At 52.6% G+C, this 21,343-nt stretch carries 13 protein-coding genes and 1 CRISPR repeat array; of the genes, 2 read left to right on the top strand and 11 right to left on the bottom strand.

The features are described from left to right. Window positions 1-277: 277 nt before the first annotated feature. Both AD930_RS11040 and AD930_RS11035 read left to right on the top strand, forming a co-directional pair. Window positions 278-652 carry a beta barrel domain-containing protein gene (locus tag AD930_RS11040; protein ID WP_061506283.1) on the top strand — a complete coding sequence of 125 codons (375 nt, stop codon included), beginning with the start codon at window positions 278-280 and terminating at the stop codon, window positions 650-652. A gap of 66 nt (window positions 653-718) precedes the next feature. Further along, window positions 719-1,102, top strand: a complete 384-nt coding sequence (locus AD930_RS11035) for a beta barrel domain-containing protein (RefSeq protein WP_061506282.1) — start codon at window positions 719-721, stop codon at window positions 1,100-1,102. Between the two features lie 922 nt (window positions 1,103-2,024). Continuing rightward, a CRISPR array of direct repeats spans window positions 2,025-2,359; the repeat unit is 29 nt; unit sequence GTGTTTCCCACGCGTGTGGGGATGTGCCG. Window positions 2,360-2,605: 246 nt separating this feature from the next. On the opposite strand, the gene ligA is transcribed toward AD930_RS11035, so the two are convergent. From ligA to AD930_RS10975, 11 genes are all read right to left on the bottom strand, one after another. Then, window positions 2,606-4,630 (bottom strand): NAD-dependent DNA ligase LigA, encoded by a 2,025-nt coding sequence (gene ligA, locus AD930_RS11030; RefSeq protein WP_061506281.1) that lies wholly within the window; start codon window positions 4,628-4,630, stop codon window positions 2,606-2,608. A gap of 1,578 nt (window positions 4,631-6,208) precedes the next feature. Next, window positions 6,209-7,102, bottom strand: a complete 894-nt coding sequence (locus AD930_RS11025) for a hypothetical protein (protein WP_061506280.1) — start codon at window positions 7,100-7,102, stop codon at window positions 6,209-6,211. Between the two features lie 102 nt (window positions 7,103-7,204). Continuing rightward, window positions 7,205-9,514, bottom strand: coding sequence for a glycosyltransferase (locus AD930_RS11020; RefSeq protein WP_156477002.1), 2,310 nt, complete (start codon window positions 9,512-9,514; stop codon window positions 7,205-7,207). A 989-nt stretch (window positions 9,515-10,503) separates the two neighbouring features. Next, the gene (locus AD930_RS11010) at window positions 10,504-13,158 is read right to left on the bottom strand and encodes an ATP-binding protein (protein ID WP_167375180.1); all 2,655 of its coding nucleotides are present in this window, start codon (window positions 13,156-13,158) and stop codon (window positions 10,504-10,506) included. A gap of 380 nt (window positions 13,159-13,538) precedes the next feature. Further along, entirely contained in the window at window positions 13,539-14,009 is a 471-nt protein-coding gene (locus tag AD930_RS11005) for a hypothetical protein (protein WP_061506276.1), read from the bottom strand. Window positions 14,010-14,087: 78 nt separating this feature from the next. Beyond that, a complete protein-coding gene (locus tag AD930_RS11000; protein ID WP_061506275.1) occupies window positions 14,088-14,645 on the bottom strand; it encodes a hypothetical protein in 558 nt (185 codons plus the stop codon). A gap of 92 nt (window positions 14,646-14,737) precedes the next feature. Continuing rightward, window positions 14,738-16,558 carry a hypothetical protein gene (locus AD930_RS10995; RefSeq protein ID WP_061506274.1) on the bottom strand — a complete coding sequence of 607 codons (1,821 nt, stop codon included), beginning with the start codon at window positions 16,556-16,558 and terminating at the stop codon, window positions 14,738-14,740. Between the two features lie 24 nt (window positions 16,559-16,582). Further along, window positions 16,583-17,011: a hypothetical protein gene (locus AD930_RS17865; RefSeq protein ID WP_156477001.1), complete on the bottom strand. Its 429-nt coding sequence runs from the start codon at window positions 17,009-17,011 to the stop codon at window positions 16,583-16,585. Between the two features lie 3 nt (window positions 17,012-17,014). After that, entirely contained in the window at window positions 17,015-18,205 is a 1,191-nt protein-coding gene (locus AD930_RS10990) for an ATP-grasp domain-containing protein (protein WP_208598603.1), read from the bottom strand. 391 nt (window positions 18,206-18,596) lie between these two features. Next, entirely contained in the window at window positions 18,597-19,874 is a 1,278-nt protein-coding gene (locus AD930_RS10985) for a hypothetical protein (protein WP_156477000.1), read from the bottom strand. Window positions 19,875-20,259: 385 nt separating this feature from the next. Beyond that, entirely contained in the window at window positions 20,260-21,318 is a 1,059-nt protein-coding gene (locus AD930_RS10975; protein WP_156476999.1) for an SEL1-like repeat protein, read from the bottom strand. Between the last annotated feature and the right edge of the window lie 25 nt (window positions 21,319-21,343).

Genomic DNA, 21,343 nt, shown 5'->3' with positions numbered 1-21,343 from the left:
GGGCGGGTCCTAGAGGACATGCAGAATGCCTTCGAGGAAATCGCTCAGACTCTTAACAAAAGGGGTATAAAAAAAAGAGCCGGATTTCATTGTCGTCTGGCGGTTTTAAAGGTGATCTCGGGCGGCTTAACTCCTTATTCATGATATAAAGGGGATAAAAGCGCCTTTCCTTGCGGGCCGCCCTGTGTATATCCAGGAATTGTGAGAAAGACTCTATCCATTTCGATTTGTGCCATCTATAATAAGGTCAAATCTATTTCTCTTCTAGGAAAGCCTAATGACCACCAGGAATGTATCCTTTTTGAACGATCTTAAAAAGGGAGATGAGGTTTACCTTGTCTCGGCCGATTATAAGGGGCGTAAATCCGGGAAACCCGCCTTCGTGGTTTCGCGTGGGCCTAAATGGTTGACAATCTCAACCTCACAAAATGCTCACAAAGAGCGGTTCGATATTCACACTGGATGTGGGGAGGTGGACAGTGGGTATCGCCGCGAATTGTGGGAAAACGAGGCCGCCTGGCAGGCAGATGTTCACAAAAGGAAGGTCTGGAGCGACTTTCGAGACGCAGTGAATGCGCATTTTCATTATCCTGAAGGTCTCTCTGTGGAAAATATCGAAAAAATGGCCGAGCTTTTTGGAAGTAGGGGATAAAACATATTCTAATTTCAATTTGTTCGTGATATTATAATGGAATATTAAGTAACAAGGATTATGACCATGTCGAACATGAACACCGAATTTCTTCGCCGGCTGAAAAAAGAAGACGAGGTTTTCGTTGTGACCACTGGCTCACAAGGTCGGAAGTCTGGGCAGGTTGGCCGCGTCATCGCGCGCGGGCCGAAGTGGATCACAGTGACGGTCCCCAACAATTCGCGCGGTTCCAAGTTTTGTGTTGAAACCGGAGAAGAGAATTGTGACTGCGGTTACAGTGATCAACTGTGGGAAAACGAAGCTACTTGGATGGCTCATGTTGAGCGAGCCAAGGCTTGGGAAGAGTTGCGGCAGATTCTGATTGATCATCGTGAGCCGCCTGCCAATTTTTCTTTGTCTGACATTAAATCTGTGACCAAGACGCTTGGCCTTGAGCGCAAAAGCGTCTGATTGCGGTCCGGTGAAAGAGCTTCATATGATTGGCCCTGATCGTGACTTCGTGTCGTCTCTCAATGCGGGAGATACGGTATATGTCAGCAATTTGAGGGGGCGCGGCGGTCGTGGTGGCACGATGTGTGTCGTCTCTAACGGGCGCAAGTGGTTGAAGCTTCGCAACCCGGATGATGGGCGCAATTTACGCTCCGACGCATCCACTGGCGTTTTGGATGGACACGAAAGCCTTCCTCCTGAAAGACAGACCCGTGTCTGGAAGAGCAGGGAGGCTCACAAAGAATATTCCACTCCTTCCTCTCTGTGACAGATCTTGGAGCCACAGGGTGTTTGCTGCTCGCGATGTGCTCCCCCGTGTGTGCGGAGGTTGACGTCGCCAGAATTTTGAAGGACAAAAACGATAGATCAATTTGGTAGAATCTTTGAAATCTGAATAATCATTGTAGAACAGAGACTTCCGCGAAGAGTGTTCCCCACGTGCGTGGGGATGAACCGTATTGGATCTCATTTTTTGGACGATAACTTTAGTGTTCCCCACGTGCGTGGGGATGAACCGGCGTTCAAAAGGTCCACAAAAGATCTTCAAAAGTGTTCCCCACGTGCGTGGTGATGATTCGGGCGCAGAAGCTCTGAAATCGCAGTTCCTCAGGTATGTGAGGATGAGCCGTCTGGGCTGGACATTCGGAGGTCTGCGCCCCGCTCAAGCGGGGATGCTCCATGGAAAGCGCATTGGGCTTCAGTGAGTTCCTTGCTTGTGCGGGGATTGCCCGAGCGCAGCCCTTGATTTCCATCCGATAGCGATGCGTTCCCCACGTGTGCAGAGGTTGACGTTCCTAGAATTTTAAAGGACAAAAACGATAGAAAAATTTGGTAGAATCTTTGAAATTTGAATAATCATTGTAGAACAACGACTTCCGAGAAGAGTGTTTCCCACGCGTGTGGGGATGTGCCGGGGCGAGTTTATTCATCGTTACTCTGGGATAGGTGTTTCCCACGCGTGTGGGGATGTGCCGGAGGAAAAACGAGGGGCGGCGGTGGCCACACTGTGTTTCCCACGCGTGTGGGGATGTGCCGCGACTTGAGGCTTACGCGGTTTAGGAAAAGAAGTGTTTCCCACGCGTGTGGGGATGTGCCGAATTGGATCTTGCTGTCATTCGCTTTGATGGCGTGTTTCCCACGCGTGTGGGGATGTGCCGGTTTTCTTATCGAACAAGACGACGGTCTGTCAGTGTTCCCCACGCGAGTGGGGATGTACCGGCAACCGCTTAACTAGCGTCTTCTCGCATTTCGTGTTCCTCACGTGCGTGGGGATGAACCGCCGTCTTCGATATGCTTCAGGTCAGCTTTGGGGTGTTTCCCACGCGTGCGGGGATGAACCGTATTGGGTAGTAGACTCAGCCGGAGGTCTGGTAGCGTTCCCCACGGGCGTGGGGATGCCTCTCAGACTTAGCGAAGCTCGGCTGACGTTCCCCGCTTTTGCGGGGATTAAACGCCTCAGTCCAACTAGGAGGCGAAGACCTCCCAATCCGCCTCGCTCATGATCCGGATGGCAACCCCTTGCTTGATATATTTTTCGACCTGCCCTTTTTTGCTGCCGGCATTTTCTCCACAGACAAGGATTGTCGTAGCCTTTGACAGACTGTCTGAGGTTTTTGCTCCCAGAGCCTCAGCTTTTTTGCGGAGATCCGGGCGGGAACCGCTGACCAGCTTCCCAGTGAAAACGACGGTTTCCCCTGTCAGTTTGCCTTCAACCTCCTCCGGCAAGTCCTGGACCGTGATCTGCTCCAGCAGCTTGTGCATGGCGCTGACATTGTCAGGTGTGGAAAGCCATGTGCTCATGTTTCCGGTAAGAGTGTCCCCAAATTCCGGAAGTGCTTTAAGCTGGTCGATGGTCTCAGGGTTTTTGCTGGCGATATTCTCGATATCGTCAAGGAAGGCCTTGATGCTGCGATAGTGGTTCGCAAGATGCTTTGAGGCAGTGCGACCCACCATGCGGATAAGCAGGCTGGCGAAAAACCGATCAAGCGGAACATTCCGGCTCTTCTCAATCGCGGCTTCCAGGTTCTTCTGTTTGCCCGGCCCCCAGCCGGAAATGCCTTCGGCATCGGAGATCCGGAGGGGGAGGGTGAAGAGATCGGCTGGCACGCTGACCATATCGAGATCGCAGATCTGAGTGATTGTCCCACCACCAAGAGTGTCGATGTCGAAAATATCCCGACCAACAAGGCGGGTGAAGCGGGCCTTGCGCGTGCCACTGCACGTCAGAGTAGCGCTGCAGAAATGAGCGGCCTCCTTGCCATCAGCATCCCGAATGGCTGGCGCTCCGCATGCGGGGCAGGTTTTAGGGAACAGGTAAGGGGTCGATGCGGATGCTGGATGATCCCCTGAACGGCCGACCACCTTCGGGATGACATCGTTCGCGCGCTCAACAATGACCGTGTCGCCAATTCTCAGATCAAATGCGACGATCTTGTCTTCGTTGTGCAGAGAGGCGCTGGTGATAGTCACCCCTCCGATGGTGACGGGCGCCAGAGAAGCGACCGGGGTGAGTGCGCCGGTGGAGCCAACCTGGATCTTGATGTCGAGAAGTGTTGTCGTGGCGCGTTCAGCATCAGGCTTCAGAGATACGGCCCACTTGGGGCTGCGCGAGCGGCTGCCTAAGACATCACGATCAACAGCCCGCGCCAGCTTAATGACCAGCCCGTCAATTTCATGGTCAAGGGTGGAGCGTCTGGCCAGAACCGATTCAAAAAAGCCAAAAATCTTCTCGACTGCTTCTTCGACAGATTCAGCGTGAGGAAGGTCGAGGGACGCGGAGACTGTCTTGAAGCCGTAGGAAGCGACATCACGCATAACGGCGGAGTGCGTGGGTGCTGTCCAATCCTGCGTATCTGGGACACCCCAGGCAATAAATTCCACGCCGGACCTCGCCGCGCGCCCATGGTCGGAATCGCGAATAATTCCTGCGGCCGCATTGCGGGGATTGGAATACGTTTTCTCACCTGCCGCTGTCTGCTCTTCGTTCACCTTGTCGAACTGAGACCGTGCCAGAGAGATTTCGCCATTGATGGTGCGCTCCCCCGATACGGGGATTTGCTTGGGAACGGAGGGGAGGCGGATCACGGCGGCGCTGATATCTTCACCCGTAGTTCCGTCGCCGCGCGTGATCGCATGCGAGAATTTCCCGTCACGAAAGGTGATGGAACAGGACAGTCCATCCTGCTTGAGATCAGTGTCGAGGTGAGGGACGTCCGACGCCTCCATTTCAGTCATGCAGGTGCGGATGAATTTACCGAGTTCTTCCCGAGTGTGGATCTTCTCAAGGCTAAGCATAGGCACCTTGTGCGTACCGGTCTTACGACCTTCTGGCGGTGCATGCCCGACGGTTTCGGCTGGCGGAAGGCGTTCGTATTCTTCGTCTGTCAGAAGGGGGTGCCCGGTGTTGTAATAGGCGCTCTCGATCTCTTCGCGCGTTGCCGGGGCTGAGCCGGGGATATCGAAAAGCTGGGACTGAGCATCAGAGTTCATAGGGCTAACCTTCCAAAAAAACTCAGGCTATCTGCTCCGTTAATCTGGGCAAGGATAACGCCTGAATATGACTTTTATCTAATTCATATTGTAGAGATAATGTATCACATACAATCCATTAAAAACAGTGGTAACGACAAATAAACCATGTTGGGACAATGTATTTCTCAGATACGCCTTGCGTCGAGGTTGACTAAGCGTGCCGTTTGATCGACAAAAAGCGGACCATCAAATCGGTAGCATCTTTGAAATCCGAATAACCAATGTAGAACAAGGGCTTCCGAGAAGAGTGTTCCCCGCGTGCGTGGGGGTGAACCGGAGCATGGGAAACACCCACAGGTGATTGACATGTGTTCCCCGCGTGCGTGGGGGTGAACCATAAATGAAAAAAATATGGCCTCATTAATCTTCGTGTTCCCCGCGTGCGTGGGGATGAGCCGGATTTTGGAACGCTGTGGGACGTGGTGGCACGGTATTCCCCGCGTGTGTGGGGATGAGCCGCCGTTAGATAATCTACAGGGATAAACCGGGCCATGTTCCCCGCAATGGGGATGAACCGCAAAATCTTCTTAGCAATGGAAATGTCTTCATGTGTTCCCCACGGGTGTGGGGATGGACCACATAGATTGAAGATAATATCGAATTTAAACCAGTGTTTTCCATGCATGTTGGAATGAGCCGTTTGCGATCTGTGAACGTCCACGAAAAGTTAGAGGTCCCCTTACATGCGGGGATGAGCCGACCAGAATTCTGCCTTGCTACGACTACCTCCCATGCGTGGGGATGATCCGCATTGAGAAGCAAAGCGGAGTGAAGTTGCACTACGTTCTCCACACTTGAGGAGATGAACTGAAAAACCGTCCACTGGTCACGATTTCGACTTTCAGTTCCCGGTAGATTCGGGATCATCCAGACGGATAAATTGGTGTTTCCCTGCGATAGAAGGGCAGAACGAGGTGGGAGGAAAGCATGGATCGCTATCGTTTGTCGGATGGCCGGACATTCAGAATCAAGGAGCCATACTATCTTGCCTCATGCGATGGGTGCGGATGGGTTGGGTCTTCTCAAGAATGCGGGACAGATCAGCCCACTGCGAGCTGCGACGATTCAGACGTGTATTGCCCCAAATGCGGGCGTAGCGGCGCGGACTGCGGGAAATTAGCGGAGGCGGCAAACATCTTGTAAGCTGCTCGGGCACAAGACAGGCTTCACTCGCTCGTATTGTTCCCTGCAGCGCAGGGATTAACCATTCTTAGGGAAGAGCCAGATCCCCGTTGGGTGGGGATGAACTGACCAACATACCTTGGGTTTTAATTGCTTTTCTTGTTCCCCATGTGCGTGGGGATGAACCTTGAGATAGCGCAATTCTTCCAACGCTCCCCATATTATGTGTGGGGATGAGCCGAACTGCTACCGGGACATGCGTGGACTAAAACCGGTGTTCCCCATATGTGTGGGGATGAACCTCCTTCAATGACACCAGTTCTGAACGTCAACATTTGTTCCCTGCTTGCGCGGGGATGTTCCTGGCGGGAGAGCTGGATACCCCCCTTCCAGCAAAAGGAAGGGGGGTGGAGGTCAGTTGTAAGCCCCGCCAGAGGGTGCCCAGGAGTCCGTTCCGCTGCCCGTGCATGAGCCGCTGTCGCTCTGGTTGCCAGCGTCAAGAGGATCTGAGCCATACTGATCGGCACCGCATGATCCACCTGAATCGCTGTTGCCACCTTCTGAATAGGTAGATCCCCCGTCCGAGCTATCGTCTGCCATAGCTTGATTAGCCGGGTTCAGAGGACTGAATGGGCTGAGAGGACTAAGCATATTCAAAGGATTGAGAGGATCATTCAGGGAGTTTGGGGTGTAGTCATCGTCAGACCTCACAGCGGCGCGCGGAGGGGCGCTGTTGCGGTCGTCTCCCTGTTTCTTGGCCCCCATGGCAATACCCGGCACCTCTTTCTGCTCCATGGTGTCAGCGGAAGAGATGGGCGCGTCTTGCTCGCAGTTCTCTTTAAGCTCAGATACGACCTCAATCGTGGAGGTTGTGTCCAGGCTTTCGACAATCCTGGAAAACTGCACATTTGGGATTTCGATCGAAACAGCAGAGATATACTCAGCAAGCTCGGTATTCCCTTTGGGCATAAGCATGATCTGGGTGTCGGTTGTATTGGCTGAGACAGCCGCGGGTCCAGAAAGAGGGAATAGGAAAAGCCCCGTGTTAACAGGATTATCGCCAAGGCTGCGGATTTCATAAATACCAGAAAGTATCGATGGCTTTTTATGGCCAGCAAGAATTGCTGCCATTTTGGCGGGATGGAAGGAAATCTTTGCCGGGAAAGTACCGGAAACAAGCTCGGACTGGATCTTGATGGTTCCACAGTCCATCGTCTCAGGGATAAAAAGTGAAAGCGATGTGACGCGCAAGAGCGCCTCAGATTTCCCTGTTCTTCCGAGTATTTTGTCAAAGAATCTTTTGATCATAGGGTGTCCTGTTTCGATAATCTGTTTGCGTTCCGCTTCGCAAAAGAAAGGCGTAGCGAAACCGTGTAGCAGCAAGGTTTGTCAGCTAACAAGGATAGATATTCAGTATAATCCTTGTAGCGAAAGGAAAAGATTGGCGTAGTTCGTTGCCATGCTCTCCATAGAGAACTTTTGCCTGGTGAGGAGAATGGCGTTCTCAGACAGCCGGGATCTGAATTCGCTGTCAGTGCAAATGCGATACAGCGCGGCCGCAATGTCTTTTGGCGGAGGGGGAGCCTCAGGGAAAAGAGTGCCTGTCACATCAGTGATAACCTGTTCGCCCACACCACCCGTTGCATTGGCGACTACCGGTATGCCCAACGACAGAGCCTCAAGAGAGGCGTTCGGGCAGCCCTGATCCTTGGATAGCATGAGAAGGCAGCCAGCATCAGAGATAGCCAACTGAGGAAAGTCTGTGGGGCCGTGGAAGAACAGATTTTCCGGTACGCTCTGGCCGTCCAGCACATCACTGATGAAGCGCCGGGCCAAATGAGGGTGATGCTTGTGGAAACCGCCATAAACATGAATTTCGGGTGCTTTCTGCCCCTCTCCGGCCAATGTCTGAAGCTCGCGGGCGATGTCTGGGAGAAGCTCGGGATATTTTGACGGAGACAGACGGCCGCAAACAGCGATCTTGAAGGGATTGGTCTGTATTTTCGCTGGCGGCCGCAGACAATCTGGCACATACACGCCGTTTGGAATGGACCATGTTTGGCCTTTTATCTGGACCGGTGACTCTACGTGATATTTGTTCACGATAGCGTCCAGAGAATTCAGATAGTATGACGCGGACAGGCTGGTACCATTGTCTCCCCCTGTGAACTCTTCCGACAATTCAGAATAGAGCATGGGGCCGGGACTGACATCGATCACGCGAATGGGCGAAGGCGCCAGAATGTTAGCGATCATTGACTTGGTCAAAGCGTCGACGTTCCAGAAGCACAGGGAGCCGCACTTGTAGCGATCAAGGAGAGAACATATCCGGCTGATCCTTCCTCGCAGGCCGCTGTCGTCACTGCCGGCAAGGTGAACGACCGGGATATCATCGAGGCCTGAAAGGTAAGAGGGCACGCCGATTTTGCCGTTGACGGCCAGGATCGGAGAGATTCCTGTCCGTGGGAGTTCCCGCATAAGGTTGCAGAGAGATTTTTGTGCGCCCCCGACGTTCAAATCCAGAGTGACGAAGAGCACCTTATCTTTCCGCAGCGAGCATTCATCAATGGCAGAAAAATGAGATGCCCACGGCCATTGAACTGCCAATCCATCACCGATGTATCCGAGAAGATTTCTGGATTTCTGGGTGCCAGTTTCTTCTGAGGTGGGAAGCACCTTTTTGATCGCGCTAACCCAGGTCCTGTTCGGCTCTGCAATGTCGATCAGCGTAACGTCTTTTCCCAGTTCCTTCTGCCCGCCGACGAGGGACGCGATGCATGGAACCTTCGCTACTACAGCCTCCATACAGGCCATGGAGAGACCTTCCCATAATGACGTGTTGAGGAACGCGTCGAAAGCCGGCAGATACCGCGATGCGTTAGGGAGGCCACCCAGGAGGAGTATGTCTATACCGACCTCCAATCCGAGCCTCTTAGCTGTTCGTGTGATGGCATCCTTGCACTTTGGTCCATCTCCAAAGCTCCATGGGCCTATAATAACGAGAATGCAGTCAGGCGTCTCTTTCCTGAGGTCTGCAAGGATGCTTACAGCCCGGATGTAGTTTTTCTGAGCATCCAGTCGCCCGATCATCCCTATTGCCGGCACGTGCGGGGAGATCTTCAGTGCAGTTCTGGCCTCCTCCCGGTTCAGCATGCCATGGATGAGGGGAAGGTGGCGCATGATGCGGACCGGCCGGGTTGTTCCGACCGCTTGCACCGCTTCAGCAACACGGGCCGAGCACGCAGCGATGAATGGGGTAAGTGGAGAGCAGAGCACTGGGCGGTAATCTGTCCGCCACCCTTTGGCTTCATTGTGTATCACGGGAATAGTCTTTGCCCCGAGGCTTTGAAGGAAAAGCATGTTCGAGGCGGATGTCAGGTGGCAATAGATGGGGACATTCTGCGCTATTGCCAGCCGGGCTACTTCCTTCAGTCGTTCATTCCAGCTTTTTTGAGTAAAAACGGTGACTTGCGCGCCCGTGCCAGGAACAAATTCATGAGTGTCCGAATTCCGCGTATCCAGAACAAAAACGTGGATGCGGCCGCCTGCCAGACTTCGATGCGCTGTGAGATCAAGAACAATCTTTTCAGCGCCACCAAGATTCAGGCTTGGGATCAAATGAATTGAAAGGGGAGGGGTCTCAAAGCTCCACGCAGGCAAATTGCTAAGGCCAATGTCATCACTTTTCCATATCAAAGACAATGGGAAACCTTCTTTCACGTTTACGACCCCTTAGAACGATTTTCTCCATAATATCATTGGGAAAATTTCTGCCAAGGATAAAACTATAACATGTTGGCTGAATTTGTTCTTCGTGCTAAAGCCTCACGAGGCCCGGCGAAATATCCGTGCTGATGGTTCTTTGACAGTATGGGGGCTGCTGGAGGGTTTTCAGGCTGTTAAAAACAGCTCGTTTTGAGAAAAAACAATGTTTTCTGCTCAATAATGATTAAAAGCGAGCCGTTTCGTCCGAAAACGATTAAGAAGGCTATCTCATGCGGGGTTCTTTCCTGGCCTCCCTGGCGCCCAGCGCATGCGGAAGAGAACTTCTATGGGCTGGCTTTTGCGGCATTCGCTCTCCCTCAGAGATGGGGGATCTACCTTCTCCGATGGCCCTTAGTTTCCTCTCTTGTTCTTAAACAGAGGGGATGGATCACCACCATATACGGATGTGAAAGATGTTCCCCGCTGGCTCGGGGATGGGCCCCCTGGAAAATGTGGACTGGCAGTCTCGACCTCTTTCCTTCCCCGACGCTAAGCGGGGATATTCTTAGAGGACGATGGTGAGGGTCTGCCGACCTTGCATAATGCAGGGTCGGCGTCTCCGTCTCCGCGTGTTGCCTTTACATGAGCAGTGGCGTCTCTGTCGAGGCGCTCACGTTGGTTTTTGCATGCCGGTCCTTCCCAAACTTGGGTGGATCTCGTCTAACAGGATGACGGTTGCAAGAACACGCTCCCCACTAAGTGGTGATTTCCTGGTCTAGAAGTTCTCAGAACGCTTCTTTAGGGAGTTTCCCGCCTAAACGGGGATTAACCGGCTGTTACAGCATGGCGCGATGTTACGAATGGGCATTCCCCGCACCGGTGGGGATGGACTGTAACGCTCCGCGAATTTGCGGATCAAAGGGAATTGTTCCCCACCTGCATGGGGATTAGGCAAGCAGAGTGAAACTCGCGAAATATTGGCGTGTTTCACTCACTTCTGAATACTAGAAATCTGAGCCGGGGTCTTTCTCTGAGGCCATCCTGAGCAGATACCGCTGCATGATCCCTGGGATATCCTCTGCCTCGATAATCCTTTGCGCTTCGCGGGTCACGGCCGAGAGGGAGGGGGGTATCGGCCCGAACTCTTCACGTAAGATACAGAGGGAATTTTCGAGATCATCCTCATATTTATCCCGGTCAAAGACCCACAAGGTCAAATCATCTGTAGGCGCGATTTTATCGACAGTTGGGGTTACCTCCGCCCAGAACGATAGTCGCTCGGTCATTTGCTGCGCTGTCAGATTCTTCCCATACTGATTACGCATTTCCGCTAAATCTTCCGCATGCCAACGTGATACGGCTGATTCACATAATGCCATTACCTTGGGATCAGTTATAACCTCCTGGCCGAGCCAAGAGAGGCACCGCTTTTTCAGAAGCTTATCGAAAACCGATCTCAACGCTTCTCTGGCATACCCCCAGTCTTCAATCAGCCCGTTGTTGCTCTGGTCTTCTTCTACCCCCAGGCTCTCGTAATATTCTTGCATCCTTTCTTCATCTTGAGCCTCCGCTCTTTGTCGCTCCTCATATCGCTTCGCGTTTTCCCCGGATTTTACTCCTGCAATAAGGAGAGCCTCTGTAAGAACTTCATCGGCGGATTTAGGAGCTGCGGCGGAGGGTGTTTCAGATCTGATGCGCTGCTCAATAATACTGACAATATCTTCATCTGCGCGCAGTGCGTCTTTGTTCAGAGGTAGATCATAATCCCCGATCAGGGCCATACGCATGACCAGGATGTCGTAGAACAGGGCCACTTCCCGGTCGCAGGTCTTTGGCTTTGTCCTATACCTGCACGTCCGCCTGTACCATCCATCGTCCGCCAACTTCTCCCTTCGCATATTCAGGGTGTAACGGTAGGCCTTAAGCCCCTTACGGATCATCGTTTGGCGGAGGGAAGCCGCTGCAATGGTTGTGTCGTGAAAACGCTTGTAGAAGTTGAAATCGTGCTCAGCGTTCAGGCTGGGGTCAACGCCCCCATGACTATGAACTAACTCATGCTCAACGATCTGAAACAGTCTTTGTGCATGCTGCACTGGGTTGGAGCACATTTTTTTAACGAGATCCACGGAAAGGCAGATGCTCTTTCCACCATCTGTCCATGCTTCAGCCGTTTGGGAGCGCCCCAAAAAGATTTCCACATCATCTTCGTTGTCCGGGTTCATCATCTGCCGGACGGCGAGGGCGAATTTTTTGATATGCTGCTTGAAAGCGCCCCAGACGCGCATCTCTTCGCCTTTGAGGCAATCGCTCGATTTTAATATCTGTGTTCTTCGATCGATGGCTTGGGTCAGCGTCGAAAAGTCTGCCGGGGCGAGATCCCCCGCGTCAAACAGTCGAGGGTAGACGGCATAATCGCTTCTTAGTCTCAGTGCGTAGGATTTTTCATGGAAGAGGTCACCTATCAGGGAACCGTCTGGCCATACTGCCGTCTGTGCAGATTCTATCGTCCTTAGGAAGTCACCCGTCGAATGGCAGTCAAACACTTCTGAGAATGTTGTTGGGTGGATCACCGCCATATCTGGGAACATTGACGCTATCATCTCCGCGTCAGGAATGCTCGACCTTGATGGGCATATGGTGATTTTCTGGTATTTGTATTGAATGTTATGGGTCATTGGGAGGAATTTCCTCCCAAATAGAAGGTGGCCGAGACTTATTGCTTTTGAGTTTCCGACAAGAGTTATCAGGGGAGCTTCCCGGAATAGTCGCAACGCATCGGGATGCCCGTCCAGGATTTTGGTGAGGGTGCGTTCTTTCCGTTCGAGGGTCCAGACATTCTTACGTCGGGTTTTCTCGTCCTTTTCGATCAGGCCTTCCATTATTTCCGAGATGGACGTCCAGACTGGGCAAAGCTCGCGCATGACCTCAGTCCGCGAAGTGTTGAGTGCGATGGCCTTCTTGCTCAGTATGACACCGCCAGCACCCCATAATCTTGACGGGTCATGCTTGACGAAAACGCCCATGTTGAAGATATCCATCGCCCCGGAGCGATCAGCGATCCGGTAGTATGCCAGATCATCTTCATGGTCCCATTGTTCCTGGAACTGTTCTCTGCCGACTTTTTCGCCGTTAATCTCGATTTCCATATCGAGGTAGCGAAGTTGTTTTTTGAGTTCCCGAAGGATTTCGTTTCTTTCCCATTCCTCTTTGCGGGCGTACCAGTGGCCTGTAATATGGCAGCCTGGGAACTTGTCCTTTGTCTGAGAAAGTGAAAACAGCAGGCCAGTCTGAGGAATATCCACCTCCATAACCCAATCCTGAGTGAGCCATTTTGTCCTGGCGAACGCCATGATCTGCCCTCGGCCCAGGCGATACCGACCATACCGCGCATCTCCCTCTATGTGGGGAGTGCCGAACCTCTGGAAGTGCAGTTCTATTTCTTCGCGGGTGACAAAGCCTTTTCCATTGTCCTGACAGGTAAAACCTTGTTCTGTGAAATCTATGCGGATGGACGTGGCGCCAGCGTCTATGCCGTTCATCACCAACTCAAGGAGCGCTTTGGCCTCATTGCCTCCCTGGTTGTAAATGATATGCATGATGATTGCCGGATCCACTGTGAATTCGAGCAATTCTTCTGATGTGGATGTTTTCTTACCCAAAGTCACATTCCTCTGTTTGCAGTAGACCTCACGTCTCCGCTTTTTGATTGCGCACGAAGGTTGACCCATCTGTCCTTTTGAATGACAATAAAAATATAAAGTTTGGGTCTGGTCATTGGAATGGGAAATGGCACCTTAGCCCTAAAGAGCATTTCCCCCAGGCATGGGATTAACCGCCCGTATACAGTCAGATACACCCTGTCGCGATTGTTCCCCGTGTGCAGGGGATGAAACGACGGTTCAGGCTGAGAGGCATATTTCCCGACGCATGTGGGGATGATCCGGCACGAAAGGCATCAGGAATGCACGTGCAAGAGTGTTCCTCACACGTGTGGGGATTGTCTTCAGCATGTTGTTGTGACGCAAATAGAGCAGGAGGATCAGTAGAGTGGGCAGGAAATCGTCTGGTCACTTTGGTGATGCCAGGTCGTATCCTTTTTGGAGTCCGTGTTTGTCAGGACAACATAGCTCGATCCGGCAGGCACAAGAATAATAGCTGAAACGTCGCCGTCGCATACGCTTGCGACAATTATGCCTTCTACGCTCAGATGGATTGTGGGGTCACCTTCAGCACCCAGGTCTGGCTCTAACCGGGCGCGGATGTAGGTCTCTACCTCCGGCGAAATCCTTCCACGCGCAGGATTACTCGACTTGTCTTCGCTCAGTTGGAATTCACTCACCTGGGGCATTTTGTTTTCATCCGCGCTGTATCTGCCTAGCGCGCGACGGACTGAGGCGGGAAGTCCAGCAAGAATGAGCTCAGCCAGCAAAGACGGGTTGCTTTGGGCGATTGCCGTCGTCATGACTTTGATCGTTCCGGACAGGTTTGTCCTGTGGAGGTGGTAAAGCATGTTCTAGTCCTTTCGTAGTCAGTTGTATCGAGCCATCGCGCGTGCTGCGACAAGGTTTCTGGCGAGGGTGGTCTGCCCCTAGTTCGTCGGGTGGTGTGCCATGAAATTTTCGAGGATCAGGTAGGGCGGCGTATTGTTTGAGTTCACAAGATCGAACGGGGCGTCCTCTTCAATTTCATGGATTATCTCCTTAGCAAGAAGAACCATGACACAATAGTTTTCTAAAGCCATTTGCTCCCGAGACATTCGGACTTGGTATTGGATGAAAAGCGTATAGGCCTCAATAGATTTTGCTTTGATCTCTGTTTCCACTGCTGAGCGAAAGCGCCGGGTCAGATCCGGATCACTTTTTTTTCTCAGACTATCTGGATCTCGAATACCATTCATTCCAGCAACAATCACGAGTGATGACGGAAGTAGGCCTCCCAACAGGACAACCGGAACGAGAGGATCTGGCACCATCATGACGAGGTGCTTATTAGGAAGTATTGTAAAAACATACGCCCCGAGAAAGATAAGCCCTAATGTCAAAAGCAAGTTTGATCTTAATTTGATTTTTCTGATTATATCTTGCATCTCGGCGATGTCTTTTGCATCCATCTTCTTTGCGAGAATGCTCTGGTAGGTCTCAGTCACATCAGCTCCATTTTTGTCTCGATTTTTATGAATGGCCACTTCCTGGGAGAGAGGCCTTACGTCTCTCTCCCAGGAAGGGCCGGGGAGAGAGTTTAGAAGCGGGGTGGGGGCACATCCCTCCATTCGGTAGGCGGGTGTTTGTGACCCCACCCGGCCAAGACTACTCCTTCCGGGGTAGCGTGCTTTTTTACGAGAGAAACGATCTTCCCATTCCGTGCCCAGAATTCCTCTTCAGGCGCTATCTCGATAGGCTGCCACTCGACATCGTCGGCTGCGGATACGGCAAGTGCCGCCCGGAGTATCCATTCATCCTGATTTGGGATGCGCGCCCATAGATCCTCCCCGTAACAGGCGAGGCACATGGCTTTCGCAGCCGCCAGCACGCGGGGATTGCATTCCGCACCATCCCCGCTGGCTGTTTTTTTTATCAAAGGCGCGTGAGGGTAAAGGCTCCGCTCTTCCCGGCCGCGGTCCTCTGCTTCGAGAATGTGAGTGGTGGCCAAATCCATAGCGATGGCCAGCGCCTGGTGCTCGCCCATCGGCTTTGCGGGGATTGTTGCGATCTTTGCGGAGATGGCTTCGACCACGCGTTGCTCCGCCTCGGCGATGTGCTGTGCGGCGAGGTCTTTCGCTGAGGTGTCCGAGCTTCTCCACATTCTCCGGATGGCCTTGGCGAGCTGTTCGATTTGTTCGTCCCGGCTCTGTAGGGGGCGCTTGACGTTCACGGATGGAGGCGCCGGATCAATGGCTCGGTTTTCATCCGCTATTTGCGAAAGTGCGATCTCGCCGGGACGATCAGCATCCTTCATTGGTCGGGAAGAAAAAACCCATACCAAAGAAAGCCTGTCCATGACGTCGAACAAGTCGAAAGAAGAGATGTGGAGATCTGGGTTCAGGATTTCTGATAGTCTTTCAGGATCATAACCCAGCTTCTCGGCGATTTGCTCTGCCGTTATTTGATCATGGTCCATTTCAGCAAGAACGGCAGATTTGATGATGTCCTTCAGCCCATTTAGGAATTCGATCTCACGAATCTCTTTTGCAGATAGAAAATCCCTGGCGGCCACTTGCCGTGGCTCATCCTTAGTAATTGCCTCGACCATTTTTGCCTCGGCTCCGTCGAACACCCGCCCGACTGTGAGCCTTACGACATCCTCGGCGCTCATGCCGGCAGTCCTGGACAATGAGTAGGAAAACCTCACCAGATCTTCACAGATCTCCCTCATGATTAGGTGGTCTGAAAACCGAAAGTAAGAAGGCTTGATCGTATCCAGGCGCGGGCCGCGTTCGTCATTGGTAACGAACTGGACGTGCCGGATGTCATTAGCAGCCTTGCCTGCTGCGGCGCGGAGAGTATCGGACAGGGCTGATGTGGCCCCATCTCCATCATGCTCTCCGCTCTCTGTCTCAAGGGGTGGGGCAGGGCTTTGCCGAGCGAGATCAATCTCCCCCTCCAACTCTGCGATGCGCCGGTCCTTTTCTGCGATCTGATCTGTCAGACCAAGGATGGCGCGCTCCTGCTCGGACAGGCAGACGTTCAGATGCCGGACAACAGATTCTTGGTCTTTGGAGAAAACGATGCCGTCAATGAGATCCTGTGACCCGCCGCCATGCCAGGGTTCGGCGCTGAACGTCAGGCATACGCTTGAGCCTGTGGAGAGCTTCCACCGCAGACGCTGAGCATTGACATAGGCTACGGTCTTGAGATCTTCGGGCGGAGGGGTGATCTCGATCCCTGCTACACGAAGCGCGGCTTCCGTCGCCTCGCCCCGAGATGCCAATTCTGACGCGCAGTATGCGCCGTACATGCGCGCCGCCTGTTCATCTGTAACGGGGAAGGGGATGTAAATGCCGGAGACCTCTTGGCTCTTATCTGCATTCTCCGGTGGGCCGGAATCTTTTTCTTCTGACATGAACTTGCTTTCAAACAGCGATTTTCAGGAGGGTGAGTTAGGATGAAACTCCAAAAAAGCGCTTAATGCAGAGTTTCCTTTGCATTGTTCGTCATCAGGGACTGACGAAGAAATGACTTGGGTTTTTCCCACTAAATGACTGACTGCGAAACGGACCCTTGAGCAGGACTCTTTAGTGAAATCTGGGAAGTTTATTTTTACGACGTCACCTCTTTTAGTTATAGAGACGGGCAAGCTGCCGTCCTGGAATAAAGTTATCCTTTTTTCTTCTCCGGCATGTGTTTCTGAAACTGCTTCAATTATCTTTGCATTACTCAGTGAAAAATCAGTGATCTTCACTAAGGATGTAGCCAATATCGCGAAAAGAGGTAAAAGAGTAATAGATATTGCAGCCTTTTTGCGGAACGGTAGGTTCAGAAGAGAATCTGCTGGTTTTTTTATTGCTTCAATCACGGTTTATACAGACCTTTCGCCTGGAAACTTAGCACCATTAACCTCAGCATCCATCGCCTCTGCGAGCGCCTTAACAAAGAGGTCTGTCCGGAGGGCATACTGCCCGGCTGACCGCGCCGAGTTGACTTCGATGACACCGATTTCGACCCGTGGTCTGGCGCTAGTGCTGGCGTTATCCGTATGGCGCATCAGAGCAAGGTCGATGACACCGTGCAGGAAAGCGGGATCATGCCGTCCGAATTCATCAATAGCCTTCTGCGCGAAGTCCACATAGCGCTTGATCAGGGCCGGACGCTTGACGACCTCCGAGCCATTCCGATGCTTTTCCACCTTCAGATCAAAAGCCTCGCCGTCATTCCACGGTGGTGAAAAGCTCTCGATACATCCTGCGCCGCAAACCACTTTCCCGGCCACAAAGAAGATCCGGTATTCATAGAACATTTCGACATACTCAGAAACGAGAACGAACGGATCATGGTGTTCCAGTTCGTAATCGAACGCCTCGTACATTTCATGCTCGATCTGCTTCTCAGTCCTTTGGCCAGCCGGGATGGCCGGAGAGAACCAGAGAGGCCAGTGCTTGTGCGAGGTAAGGATCTTAGTGACGTAACGATCATGCTTGTCGGTCATGCTCCGGATGATCTGCTTCACATCCGGGTATTCATTGGTCTCCTGATCCTCAGGTGCTCCGATATCGAACTCCCGCCCGGCAAGGCGTTTAAAAGCCGGGTTTCGCCAGTAATTGGATGCTGGGTCCGTTTCGGCATTGTGAGTGAAGATCTCTTTGCCCGGCAGAGATTTGGGCCAGGCTCCGGGGATCAGTGAACCGTCAGCCTTCATCCCCATACCAAGTATGATGGACGGCCCTGGTGATGAAGTCCCGTTGATATCGATATCCGGGATGTCATCAGATGCCCCGTTCAGGGCAAGGATAGGCTGACCTATATTGTTTCTCTGGCTTGAGATGGGGAGGCTTGCGCCCCATGGCAGGGTTTTGATCTCGACATGCGCGGAGGACACGACAAGTACGGGTCTGCCAAGGTCAAGCAAGCCAAGCAGAAGGGCCGCGTTCTCACACCAGTCTTCAAAGTCGGCCGGCTCATCACCCGGATATGAGAAGGAAAAGGCCTCATAATCCTGAGGCTTGCCGGTGAAGATCGCCTTCCAGCGCCTCAACATCTCCTCAAAGCGCACAATCACGTCCAGAGGAAGATCTTCTGGGACTTCCGGAACGCATGACGGGGGAAAGCGCGGTCTGAAGAAGCAAGGGATTAACTTCCCTTCCTCATTTGACCGTGGATGTGTGGCGGGCAATGATTGTGTCATCAACTCAAGCTCGGTGTGCGATTTTTTCCTTTGATTATCCTATCATAATCTAAAGGATTGTCAGCCTTATAATTGGCCGGTGGTCGGAGAGCATGGACAAATCAGGCAGTTCTTGCCATTAGGTCCAGAGAGCCAAAAAAGTGCGGTTATTCGCGTTGTCGAACCTTCGTCCGCGAATAGGTTCCCCTCTGAGAGGGGATGGACCTAGCCTGAAGCGTTCATAGTGATGGGTTCCCCGCTTAGGCGGGGACCGGGCAATCTAAATGCCGGGAGCCGGGGCAATGGGGGAATGCTTCCTCTTCCGGCTTATCTCCATTGCCTGATAGTAGCTGATGCGCTTCTCGACCAGCGCGATCTCTTCCGGCACTCCCTTGGGGAGCGGGTAGCGTTTACCACCAGACCAACCAACCGCACGGCGCCCGTAGTTGCTCTCTGCAGTCTCCGTATTGCCATGGCCGGCCATAGCAGAAATCTCGGTTTCGGTGAGGCCTGAGACCTTCCAGTTAGCTATCGCCTGATGTCGGGCGCAATAGAGGCTGTAGTTCTTCCCGCTCTTTCTGGCCGTATCCTGAGCACTCTTTGTCCACAGCACTTTGACAGCATATTCAAGTGTATTGGCCAGACGCTTCTTGAAATCGGTGAAAAGCCCTCTTTCCTGCTGCTCCCGGCCCTTACTCGAAACACGGTGGATCAGATCGATCTGCGCGTCAGAGAAAGATGACAGATCAAGGGTTCTCACGATCCCATTGGCACGATTGTTGGTGGCTTTCGCATTCATCACGAGAAGCCAGACTTTGCCCGGACGCCCTGATCTGTTTTCTATCATGCCCTGCCCATGTTGGGGCTGAGTGAAACAGACCTCAGTCATCTTCCACTCATCGGGGCGGAGGGCGGTCAGTAAGGAAGCGGAGAGGAAGTCGGCAGTATACGCAGCCAGGTAAGAGCGGCTTCTCTTACGCAGGTAGTTGATGAGGGCCTCATAATCCCTGAAAGGCAGCCTCTTGGGTGATTTGGCCGATGTTTTCGAGACACCGTCTCTCCGGCTGCGCGTTTTGGTTCCTTCAGTTCGGCCATGGAGACGATTGTGAATGTCACCCATAATAATCTGCTGGGCTTTTTCAGTGTTTTCGTGGTGCCATTCCTGCAGATAATATTGCAGAGCGCAGCGATAAACGCGCCACGTAGCACTGACGATCTCTTTCTTTCCCGCCATGAGCCACAAGGTAAAATCGACAGGATCAAGATCTTCCTGCGGGGTATGGATCGATATGCCCCTGTTTAGCTTGTAGGTTTCGAGCTTCGACAGGATACGACGGCGATAGTCGGCCAGTGTGTCTGGATTTATGGACTTCTTCTTGCCCGTCGCCCGTTCATAAGCGTCGGAGGAGAGGGCCGGAACCGATCCTTCCGTTGGGCGTATCGCGCCAGGCAAGGAAAGAAGGGCGTCTTTCGCATGGTATCGGGCTGAGGCTGTATCCTCTATCTCGGCTCCAAGTGTGTGGAACTTGTGACTGAGCTTCACTCCCTCTTCTGACATAAAAAACTCCAAAAAGCAGAACGTCGTGACAACAGGCCTTGCGAACGGGGCAGTCCGATCAATATCATGAATATAATATCGTCTAGGCGATTGATACTTCAATATATATCGACACGGAGGCAGCGGAGGCGAAGGCCGCGCAGACAGAAGTTATGAAATACCAGAAGGAAGCTTGCGCGGACGTCATCAAGAATAAATATGCGCCTTGGCTAGACGACAATGGGATCGCCATTTTTTACGCTTCGGCGGCCCTCTTTCTTGTCTCTTTCGTGTTTCATCAGGTCGCGGAGGGTAGGTTTGTTGAGACGGCTTTGTCGATCCTAAGCCTGGCCGTGTCTTTTTGCTTCCTCCTGTCCCCCATCGTTGGCAATATCATGAGGGATGATTAAGCGGGCAAAAAGAGTTTGTGCCTTTGAGCAAACAACCTGGCGGCAGGCACATTCTTAAGGAAACAATCCTTCAGTATTTCTAGGCAACGATCCTTGGACATTCCTCGCGCTTGATCCTGAAGTCCGCGGATTGCCATAATCGCTCTTGCGCCAAGGTGTCCTCTCTCGGAGGCGTCTCTGTAGAGGATGTCGGCTTCCATCTGAGAGGCCATGTCAGGGTGGGAGGCTTTATAATCAGCCAGGAAGGCCATGGCCTCGACATTTCCCTTACGTATGGACCGCCTTACCATCGTCTCGCCCTCGTCGCAGTTTTTTTCGATGATCATCTGGTGCTTTCCCAGAAGATAAAGACCGTCGCTATTGCCCTCCGAAGCCGAGAAACGCAGCAATTCCATGTAATCCCCCTCCAGGAATTTCCCCATAAAGAGTTTTGCTGCATAGGTGCTGGTTAACTGCCCACGTTCCCCATGCTCAAGCCAACCCATGACCGCCGCGTGCTTATCTTTGCCTTGCAAGCAGATAACATTGCCGGACATAGATCCGATCATCATGATCATGCGCGCCCAATCATCCTTCTCCTCAGCGGCCGCTGCAAAGCAGGCGGCCAGGAACTCAGCATTATCCGATAAGGCTGCCGGGTCTGATCTGGCCTGTAATATGCGAGCTTTGAGGGTGAGGCTCTTTTCAACGCCAGACCGTATCGCCTGATCAGCCAGAGAGAGAGCAATATCAAGGGAAGGCATGCCACGGGCCATAAAATTTGGCTCCACAGGGCGAGAGCAAAACATCAGATGCAGTTCTGCTCTCCTTCGGAGGGCGGAGGGGAGGCCCATTCTTGAGGCGCGATCAAGCCAGAAGTCTGCGGAGTGAAACTCGTCGGACATAAGGAAAATAAGCCCGAGCTTCTCGGCTGCATGAGCATCCCCCCGTGTGGCTTGACGGGCAGCAGCCCCCATGAGGCCCGCATTATAAGCCTCCGAAGCACTAATCGACGAAAAGTCGTGGTCCGTGTGCGCTTGAGAAGACTTAAATAAGAAGTCGAGTATTTTCCCCACGTGCCCCTCCGTCCGGTTTTTGACA

The sequence above is a fragment of the Acetobacter malorum genome, assembly GCF_001580615.1.
GTDB classification, from domain to species: domain Bacteria; phylum Pseudomonadota; class Alphaproteobacteria; order Acetobacterales; family Acetobacteraceae; genus Acetobacter; species Acetobacter malorum.
This window is presented reverse-complemented; position numbering and strand designations above follow the sequence as displayed.

Bases quoted from the DNA above. Each gene is read 5' to 3' on its own strand.
- AD930_RS11035 (WP_061506282.1), top strand. From the start codon at position 719: ATGTCGAACATGAACACCGAATTTCTTCGCCGGCTGAAAAAAGAAGAC.
- ligA (WP_061506281.1), bottom strand. From the start codon at position 4,630: ATGAACTCTGATGCTCAGTCCCAGCTTTTCGATATCCCCGGCTCAGCC.
- AD930_RS11005 (WP_061506276.1), bottom strand. From the start codon at position 14,009: ATGCTTTACCACCTCCACAGGACAAACCTGTCCGGAACGATCAAAGTC.
- AD930_RS10995 (WP_061506274.1), bottom strand. From the start codon at position 16,558: ATGTCAGAAGAAAAAGATTCCGGCCCACCGGAGAATGCAGATAAGAGC.
- AD930_RS10985 (WP_156477000.1), bottom strand. From the start codon at position 19,874: ATGTCAGAAGAGGGAGTGAAGCTCAGTCACAAGTTCCACACACTTGGA.
- AD930_RS11040 (WP_061506283.1), top strand. From the start codon at position 278: ATGACCACCAGGAATGTATCCTTTTTGAACGATCTTAAAAAGGGAGAT.
- AD930_RS11025 (WP_061506280.1), bottom strand. From the start codon at position 7,102: ATGATCAAAAGATTCTTTGACAAAATACTCGGAAGAACAGGGAAATCT.